This is a genomic window from Paenibacillus sp. R-74696 (assembly GCF_055814915.1).
The window spans coordinates 79,594-89,620 of sequence record NZ_JBPULM010000039.1 but is presented as its reverse complement, the minus strand read 5'-3'; the positions used below and the strand labels follow the sequence as shown (position 1 = coordinate 89,620).

The 10,027-nt window shown below is 56.7% G+C and carries 2 protein-coding genes; both read left to right on the top strand.

Going from position 1 to position 10,027, the window contains the following annotated elements:
* On the top strand, nt 1-6,576 hold a 6,576-nt coding region (locus ACSR9A_RS19170), incomplete at its 5' end, for an amino acid adenylation domain-containing protein (protein ID WP_473758919.1).
* Nucleotides 6,577-6,695: 119 nt separating this feature from the next.
* Nucleotides 6,696-9,977: a non-ribosomal peptide synthetase gene (locus tag ACSR9A_RS19165; protein ID WP_473758918.1), complete on the top strand. Its 3,282-nt coding sequence runs from the start codon at nt 6,696-6,698 to the stop codon at nt 9,975-9,977.
* The last annotated feature ends 50 nt before the right edge of the window (nt 9,978-10,027 follow it).

Here is a 10,027-nt window from a genome sequence, read left to right as displayed (position 1 = left end):
CTGACGTCGTTTCCGAGTGACTACGGGATGTCGAAATTTGACCTGAGCCTTGATGTCATGGAGGACAAGGGCGGTTTGGAATGCGCCCTCGAATACGCAACCGCGTTGTACAAACCAGAAACAGTAGAGCGGTTGGCGAAGCACTACGAGCAAGTGGTCGCCGCGATTGTGAACGATCCGGGCGCGAAAATCGCATCGTTAGGCATGCTGACGGCGGAGGAGCAGGAGCAGATTCAGCGGGTATTCAATCCAGAGACCGCGCCGCCGCTGCTGGAGAAAACCTTCCATCACCTGTTTGAGGAGCAAGCGGAGCGGAGCCCTGAGGCGACGGCGGTGGTGTACGAGGAGAAGCGGCTGACCTACCGCGAGCTGAACGAGCGTTCGAACGGTCTGGCGCGCAGCCTACGAGCCCAAGGGGTGAAGCCGGATCAACTGGTCGGCATTCTGGCGGATCGGTCGGTGGACATGCTGGTCGGGGTGCTGGCGGTATGGAAGGCGGGAGGCGCCTATGTGCCGCTCGATCCAGATTACCCGGCCGACCGCATCCGTTTTATGCTGGAGGACAGCGGAGCGGAAGTGCTGCTGACACAGACACATCTAGTGGAGCGTACGCGGGAGTGGCTGGCGGAAGAGCAGACGCTGCAGGCCGTGCTGTGCTTGGACAACGAGGCGCTGTATAGCGAAGGGTTGTACAGCGAAGGAGCGTCGAACGACGCGAACCGGATGAATCTGGTGAACGTCAACAAGCCGAGTGATCTGGCCTATGTGATCTATACGTCAGGGACGACCGGACGGCCGAAGGGCGTCATGATCGAGCACCGCAGTCTGGTGAATACGGCGGATGGCTATCGCCGGGAGTACCGCCTGAACGAGTTTCCAGTCCGGCTGCTGCAATTGGCGAGCTTCTCCTTCGACGTGTTCGTGGGGGATATCGCGCGGACGCTGTACAACGGCGGAACGATGGTCATTTGCCCGAAGGACGACCGGATCGACCCTACCCGGCTGTACGGCTGGATACGGGATTGCGAGATTACGGTCTTCGAATCGACGCCGGCGTTGATCGTGCCATTCATGGCGTATATCGCCGAGCAGGAGCTGGAGCTTTCCTCGATGCGGCTGCTGATTACGAGCTCGGACAGCTGCAGCGTGGGGGATTACCGCGAGCTGCAGGAGAGGTACGGCGGGCAGATCCGCATCATAAACGCCTACGGCGTGACGGAAGCGGCGATCGATTCGAGCTACTACGAGGAGCCAGTGGAGAAGCTGCCGGAGACAGGGAACGTGCCGATCGGCAAGGCGTGGCTGAACGCACGGTTTGCGATCGTCGATGCGCATCTGAATCCGGTGCCGGTGGGTGTGCTGGGCGAGTTGTGCATCGGAGGAGCGGGCGTGGCTCGAGGCTACTGGAATCGACCGGAGCTGACGGCGGAGAAGTTTGTGCCGAGTCCGTTCGAAGTGAGGGAGCGGCTATACCGGACGGGGGATCTGGCGCGCTGGATGCCGGACGGGAACGTGGACTTTATCGGACGGATCGACCATCAGGCGAAAATCCGGGGATACCGGATCGAGATCGGGGAGATCGAGTCGCAGCTGCTGAAAGCGGAAGGCATAGGGGAAGCGGTCGTGGTGGTGCGAGAGGACGCAGGCGGGGAGAAAGCCCTGTGCGCGTACTACACGTCGGAGAATGAGCGAAAGGCAAGCGAGCTGAGAGCGGCGTTGTCGCAGGAGCTGCCGGGGTATATGATCCCGTCGTACTTTGTGCAGATGGAGAGGCTGCCGCTCACGGCGAACGGCAAAATCGACCGCAAGGCGCTGCCGGCACCGGAAGGCGGTCAGAGTGGCGTGGAGCATATCGCGCCACGGACAGCGCTGGAGGCGAGGCTGGTAGGCATCTGGCAGGAGGTACTCGGGGCCGAGCAGGTCGGCGTTCGAGACAACTTCTTTGATCTCGGGGGCCACTCCTTGCGGGCGACTACGCTGGTCAGCAAGATCCACAAGGAGCTAAACGTGGATTTGCCGCTGCGGGACGTGTTCCGCCACGCTACGGTCGAGGAAATGGCCGAAGCCATCAACCGCATGGAGCAGCGGCAATATGCCTCCATTCCGGTGGCTAGGGATCAGGAGTATTATCCTTTATCCTCCACGCAGAAACGGATGTACATTTTGCACCAGATGGAAGAAGCCGAGCAAAGCTACAACATGCCGGGAGCGATGCTGCTCGAAGGGGCACTCGACCGGGAATGGTTCGAAGCGTCGTTCGGTGCTCTGATTGCGCGTCATGAATCGCTGCGCACCGGGTTTGAGCTGGTAGACGGCGAGCCGGTACAGCGGATATACCCGCAGGTGGATTTTGCGGTGGAGTACAAGCAGGTCGCTAACGAACGGGAAGCCGACGAGCTCGTGCGCGAATTTGTTCGGTCGTTTGACCTTACGAAGCCTCCGCTGCTGCGGGTCGGATTGATCGAGCTGGAGCAGCACCGCCACATTCTGCTGTTCGACATGCATCATATTATCTCGGATGGCGTGTCGATGGAGATCTTGGTGGCGGAGTTTGTCCGCTTGTACGGCGGGGAAGAACTGTCGCCTCTGCTCATTCAGTACAAGGATTATGCCGTGTGGCAGCAGTCCGAGTCGCAGCAGGATAGGATGAAGCGTCAGGAGGCGTACTGGCTGGAGCAGTTCAGCGGGGAGCTTCCGGTGCTCGAGATGCCGACGGATTTCGCTCGTCCTGTATTCCGCAGCTTCAAAGGAGACACGTACGAGTTCGTGATCGACGCGCGGAAGAGTGTGGCCTTGCGGCAGCTTGCCGCTGAATCGGGGGCCACGTTGTATATGGTGCTTTTAGCTCTTTATACCACGCTGCTTCATAAATATTCCGGCCAAGAAGACATCATCGTAGGCTCGCCAATTGCAGGCAGAAGTCACGGCGATTTGGAGCCGCTGATCGGGATGTTTGTCAACACGCTGGCGATTCGCAGCTATCCGTTAGGGGAGAAATCATTCCGCTCCTTCCTGAAGGAAATACAAGAAACGACCATGCAGGCCTATGAACACCAGGATTACCCGTTCGAGGAACTGGTGGAAAAAGTACGGGTGTCTCGCGACGTAAGCCGCAATCCGCTCTTTGACACGCTTCTGGTCATGCAAAACGTGGAAGAAGGGGAATTTGCTATCGATGGGCTGCGCTTGGCACCTTTCGCGAACGAACGGTCTATAGCGAAGTTTGATCTGACGCTGGAAATCGCAGAGGATGCCGACAAGCTGGTATGCGGCATCGAATACACGACGGCGTTATATACAAGGGAAACGGTGGAACGGTTGGCGAAGCACTTCGACCGGTTGATTGAGACCGTCATCCAGACCCCATCGGCGACCATTGAAACGCTGGATATGATGACATCGGAAGAGAGCATTCAATTGCTTACCGTATTCAACGATACGGATGCGGATTATCCGAGAGAGAAGACGATTCACATGTTGTTCGAGGAGCAGGCGGAGCGTCATCCGGATGCAGTCGCGGTCGAGTACGAGGACGAGCGGCTGACATACCGCGAGCTGAATGAGCGGGCGAACCGTCTGGCGCGTACCCTGCGGAACCACGGTGTAGGGGCGGATCAGCTGGTGGGCATTATGGCCGAACGTTCCCCTTCCATGGTGATCGGGATTCTCGCGATCCTGAAGGCGGGTGGGGCGTATGTGCCGATCGATCCGGAGTATCCGGAGGAGCGCATTCGCTACATGCTGGACGATTCGGGAGCCAGTGTGCTGCTGCTGCAAGCGCATTTGCGGGACAAAGCGACCTTTGCAGGCGTCTGCCTGCTTCTGGATGACGAGCAGACCTACGCAGCGGATAGCGCGAGCCTCGTCTCGGTGAACCAGCCGAACGATCTGGCCTATGTGATCTATACCTCGGGAACGACGGGCAAGCCGAAAGGCACCTTGATCGAACATAAGAACGTCGTCCGGCTGCTGTTCAACAGCAAGAACCTGTTCGACTTCGGCTCTTCTGATACGTGGACCTTGTTCCACTCGTTCTGCTTCGACTTCTCGGTGTGGGAAATGTACGGGGCGCTGCTGTATGGAGGCAAGCTGGTGATTGTGCCGCCGATGACGGCGAAACAGCCAGCACAGTTCCTGCAGCTGCTGAAGGAGCGAGGCGTGACGATCCTGAACCAGACGCCGACGTATTTCTACCAGCTGCTTCGCGAAGCGCTGGCGGAGAGCGGGCAGACGCTAAGCCTTCGAAAGGTCATCTTCGGAGGAGAGGCGCTGGCGCCGCAGCAGCTGAAGGACTGGCGGAAGCGGTACCCGGCAACGCAGTTAATCAATATGTACGGGATCACCGAAACGACGGTACACGTGACCTACAAGGAAATCACGGAGGTGGAAATCGCCGAGGGGAGAAGCAATATCGGAAGACCGATCCCGACGCTGAAGGTGTACGTGCTGGATGGCAACCGCCGATGCGTGCCAGCGGGAGTGGCAGGGGAGATGTATGTGGCCGGAGAAGGTCTGGCGCGCGGGTACTTGAACCGCCCAGAGCTGACGGCGGAGAAATTCGTGGACGATCCGTTTACGCCAGGCGAGCGGATGTACCGCTCGGGGGATTTGGCGAGATGGCTGCCGGATGGCAACATCGAATACATGGGCCGGATCGACCATCAAGTGAAGATACGCGGGTACCGGATCGAGCTTGGGGAAGTGGAAGCGCAGCTATTGAAGGTGGAGTCGGTGCAGGAAGTAATCGTGATGGCGCGAGAGGATGAAAGCGGGGAGAAGCAGCTGTGCGCGTACGTGGTAGCGGACAAACTGCTGACGGTGAGCGAGCTAAGAGGAAGGCTGTCGCAGGAGATGCCGGGGTACATGATTCCGTCATACTTCGTGCAGCTGGAGAAGATGCCGCTGACGGCGAATGGGAAGACGGACCGCAAGGCGCTGCCCGCGCCGGAGGGAAGCGTGAATACCGGTGCGGAATATACCGCGCCCCGTACACCGCTGGAAGAGCAGCTCGTGCGGATTTGGCAAGAGGTGCTTGGAGCTGAAAGGATCGGAGTGAAGGACAATTTCTTCGATCTTGGCGGACATTCCCTGCGTGCGACTGCGTTGGTAAGCAAGCTCTATAAAGAGATGAACGTCAATCTGCCGCTGCGGGATGTATTCCGGCTCCCGACCATTGAGGAGATGGCGAAAGCGATCGCCGACATGGCGCAAATGACCTATGCATCCATACCGACCGTTGAGGAAAGGGCGTACTACCCGCTATCCTCGGCGCAAAAGCGGCTTTACATTCTGCATCAACTGGAAGGCGCGGAACAAAGCTACAACATGCCGGAATTCATGACGCTTGAAGGTCCGCTGAATCGTGAGCGGTTTGAAGAGTCGTTTAGGAGGCTGATCGCTCGGCATGAGATTTTGCGCACCGGCTTTGAGATGGTGCACGGCGAACCGGTACAGCGGGTGCACGCGCAAGTGGAATTTGAGGTGGAGTATAGGCAGGCTGACGAAGAAGAGATCGAAGACATCGTCCGCGGTTTCGTCCGCACCTTTGATTTGAAGCATCCGCCTCTGCTTCGCGTAGAACTCGTCGAGCTGGAGCCGGAGCGCCATCTGCTGATGGTGGACATGCATCACTTAATTTCCGACGGTGCCTCTATGGGGATTTTGGTGGATGAATGGTCCCGACTCTATGCAGGCGAGGAGCTTCCCGCTTTGCGGATTCAGTACAAGGATTTTGCCGTATGGCAGCAGCACGAGGCGCAGCGCGAGCGCATGAATAAGCAGGAGGGGTATTGGCTGCAGGCGTTCGAAGGGGAACTACCTGTGGCAGATTTGCCAACGGATTACGAACGGCCTTCTGTTCGAAGCTTTGAAGGAGCACATGTCGAATTCGAAGTCGATTCCGAGCTTGCACGGCAATTAAACCAATTGGCGGCAACCCGCGGGAGCACGCTGTATATGGTTCTCCTATCCGCCTATAACGTGCTGCTCTCCAAATACAGCGGCCAGAAAGACATCATTGTGGGGACGCCTGTCGCAGGAAGAACACATCCGGATTTGGAGCCGCTGCTCGGGATGTTTGTCAACACGCTTGCCATCCGCAATTACCCGGCGGGAGAGAAGACGTTTGCTTCCTTCCTGGAAGAAGTCAAAGAAACGACCTTGGGTGCATTCGAGCATCAAGACTATCCTTTCGAAGAGCTTGTAGAACGGTTGAATGTGAAACGGGACGCAAGCCGCAATCCGGTGTTCGACACGATGTTTGTCATGCAGAATACCGAGGATCGTGAGGCCCGGTTTGAAGCGCTGCACTTGACCCCGTACGTTCTTGACCATACGAATGATGCGAAATTCGATCTTTCATTGTTTGTAGCGGAAGATAACGGAGTCATCACGGGCGGCTTCCAGTACTGCGCTAAGCTGTTCAAACCGGCGATGATCCATAAAATGTTGAAGGATTTCCTGTTCGTGTTGTCGCAGATTTGTGAAGACCCGAACATCCCATTAAACCAAATCCAATGTCATGCGCCTTCGGCAAGCCGCAAAGGCTCGTTGGAAGACATTGAATTTGCATTCTAGACAGAACCGAAGAAATACACCGTCTATACCCGAAATATACCCGAAAGAGTGTGTGTCTGCCTTGTTCCGGGGGCACACACTCCGGGTTTTGTCTGACATCAGTATGGGGAGGGATAATAATGAAGTCTGTGTTTGAGAGGGAAGAGGCCTATTGGAACGAAATATTTGACGCCGAAGATAGTATGAGCTTCTTGCCGTACAGCAGTCCCGCCAATAAGGGAATGAGCGTGAATGCTGCGTCCAACATAGGTGTAATCTGCCGCACGCTACCGCAGGAGCTATCGGCGAAAATTCTCTCGCTGGCGAATGGATCGGACATGGCCGTCTATATGATCGTAATGGCTGGAGTCAACGGGTTGCTCTACACCTATACTCATCAAGAACATACGATTGTGGGCATGCCCGCTTACAGCGAGCCTGATGATGGAAATCTGCCGACCCAAGATGTTCTCTTGATTAAAACTAGGGTGAATGGTGAGAGCACGATTAGAACGCTGCTGGGCCAAATCAAATCGTCCGTCAGCGGAGCCATAGAGCATCAGCATATTCCGTTTCGAAAAATGGTTCGGCCTATGAACGTAGAGTACAATCCGCTTGGCGAGCCTGTTGTCCCTACAGTGGTCTCGTTTGCAAACATACATACGGATGCCGGGAAGAACAAAACTTGGACAGACACCTTGTTTCAGTTCGAATTGATGCATGGCTCCATAGTATTGAATCTAAGCTTCGACTCCACCCGATACGACCAAGATTTTATGGTCAAGGTGACCGATCATTACATTCGGCTTCTGTCTGGCGTTTTGTTCGAACCGGATCTGGCCGTCGATAGAGCGGACATCTTGTCTGAGGCCGAGATGCATGAGATTCTTACCGTATTCAACGATACGGATGCGGATTACCCGAGAGAGAAGACGATTCACGAGTTGTTCGAGGAGCAGGCGGAGTGTCATCCGGATGCAGTCGCGGTCGAGTACGAGGAAGAGCGTCTGACGTACCGCGAGCTGAATGAGCGGTCGAACCGTCTGGCGCGTACCTTGCGGAACCAAGGCGTAGGTGCGGATCAGCTGGTGGGCATTATGGCCGAACGTTCCCCTTCCATGGTGATCGGGATTCTTGCGATCCTGAAGGCGGGTGGGGCGTATGTGCCGATCGATCCGGAGTATCCGGAGGAGCGCATCCGCTACATGCTGGACGATTCGGGAGCCAGTGTGCTGCTGCTGCAAGCGCATTTGCGGGACAAAGCGACCTTTGCAGGCGTCTGCCTGCTTCTGGATGACGAGCAGACCTACGCAGCGGACAGCGCGAGCCTGGCCTCGGTTAACCAGCCGAACGATCTGGCCTATGTGATCTATACCTCGGGAACGACGGGCAAGCCGAAAGGCACCTTGATCGCGCACAAGAACGTCGTCCGGCTGCTGTTCAACAGCAAGAACCGGTTCGACTTCGGCTCATCCGATACGTGGACCTTGTTCCACTCGTTCTGCTTCGACTTCTCGGTGTGGGAAATGTACGGGGCGCTGCTGTACGGGGGCAAGCTGGTGATTGTGCCGCCGATGACGGCGAAACAGCCGGCACAGTTCCTGCAGCTGCTGAAGGAGCGAGGGGTCACGATCCTGAACCAGACGCCGACGTATTTCTACCAGCTGCTTCGCGAAGCGCTGGCGGAGAGCGGGCAGACGCTAAGCCTTCGAAAGGTCATCTTCGGAGGAGAGGCGCTGGCGCCGCAGCAGCTGAAGGACTGGAGGAAGCGTTACCCGGCAACGCAGTTGATCAATATGTACGGGATCACCGAAACGACGGTACACGTGACCTACAAGGAAATCACGGAGGTGGAAATCGCCGAGGGGAGAAGCAATATCGGAAGACCGATCCCGACGCTGAAGGTGTACGTGCTGGATGGCAAGCGCCGATGCGTGCCAGCGGGAGTGGCAGGGGAGATGTATGTGGCCGGAGAAGGTCTGGCGCGCGGGTATTTGAACCGCCCAGAGCTGACGGCGGAGAAATTCGTGGACGATCCGTTTGCGCCAGGCGAGCGGATGTACCGCTCGGGGGATTTGGCGAGATGGCTGCCGGACGGCAACATTGAATACATGGGCCGGATCGACCATCAAGTGAAGATACGCGGTTACCGGATCGAGCTTGGGGAAGTGGAAGCGCAGCTGTTGAAGATGGAGTCGGTGCAGGAAGCGATGGTCATGGCGCGAGAGGATGAAAGCGGGGAGAAGCAGCTGTGCGCGTACGTGGTAGCGGACAAACTGCTGACGGTGAGCGAGCTAAGAGGAAGGCTGTTACAGGAGATGCCGGGGTACATGATTCCGTCATACTTCGTGCAGCTGGAGAAGATGCCGCTGACGGCGAATGGGAAGACGGACCGCAAGGCACTGCCCGCGCCGGAGGGAAGCGTGAATACCGGTGCGGAATACATCGCGCCCCGTACACCGCTGGAAGAGCAGCTCGTGCGAATTTGGCAAGAGGTGCTTGGAACGGAAAGGATCGGAGTGAAGGACAATTTCTTCGATCTTGGCGGACATTCCTTAAGCCTTATGCAATTGATTCAAAAAGTGTATGCCGCAATGGGAGTCGAAATCTCACTCCACAGCATGTTCCAGAATCCGTCCGTCGAAGCGATGGCTTATGAGATCTGGCAATCCGGGCTGGAGGGACACAGCGGCAACCACTTTATGAAACTCAACGAGAACGGAGCGATCAACGTCTTTTGCTTTCCTCCGGGGGGCGGATATGGCATAAGCTATATGGAACTTGCGAAGAAGCTGGATGACCGCTGCGTGCTTTACGCCATAGATTTTATAGACGACACGGATGGCTTCAAGGACATACCAGACCGTTATGTAGAGGAGATACTCCGCGTGCAGGACGGCTCGCCGTATGTGCTGCTTGGGTATTCGTTGGGCGGCAATCTGATGTATGAGGTGGCCCAAGCGATAGAGAGGAGAGGCGGCCGCGTCTCCGACCTGATCATGTTGGACTCCCCGTATAAACAATTCGAAACGCCGATGGACGAAGTGGAAAGTGACATCAAGGAAATTCTGGAGCCTGCCGAAGGCGAGGAGAAAGAATTGCTCGACAACCCATTCATTCGCGAACGCGTGGAGCGCAAAGTGCGGGCGTATCTGACATATGGAGCGAAGCTGATTCACTCGGGCACGGTTCAGGCGAATATTCACGGGCTAACCGCGGAGGGTTCCAGAGAGCGCGGAGCGCTTGAACATAGGGCGTCATGGCAGGAAGCTACCTTGCAAAACTACGAGGAATATCAGCTCGCCGGGGTTCACGAGCAGGTGTTTGCTCCTGAATACGTGGAAGAAAACGCGAACGTGATTGGTGGCATCGTCCAACACATTATTGAGCGGAAGATGGAATCTCATAAGGTGCCGTTTTGAAGTCGAATAACCCTGCGCATACCTTGAAAGGGGACAACATGTGGTGCAAG

What these genes read in the sequence shown, in the direction of transcription:
- ACSR9A_RS19165 (WP_473758918.1), top strand. Translation starts at nt 6,696, where the DNA reads ATGAAGTCTGTGTTTGAGAGGGAAGAGGCCTATTGGAACGAAATATTT.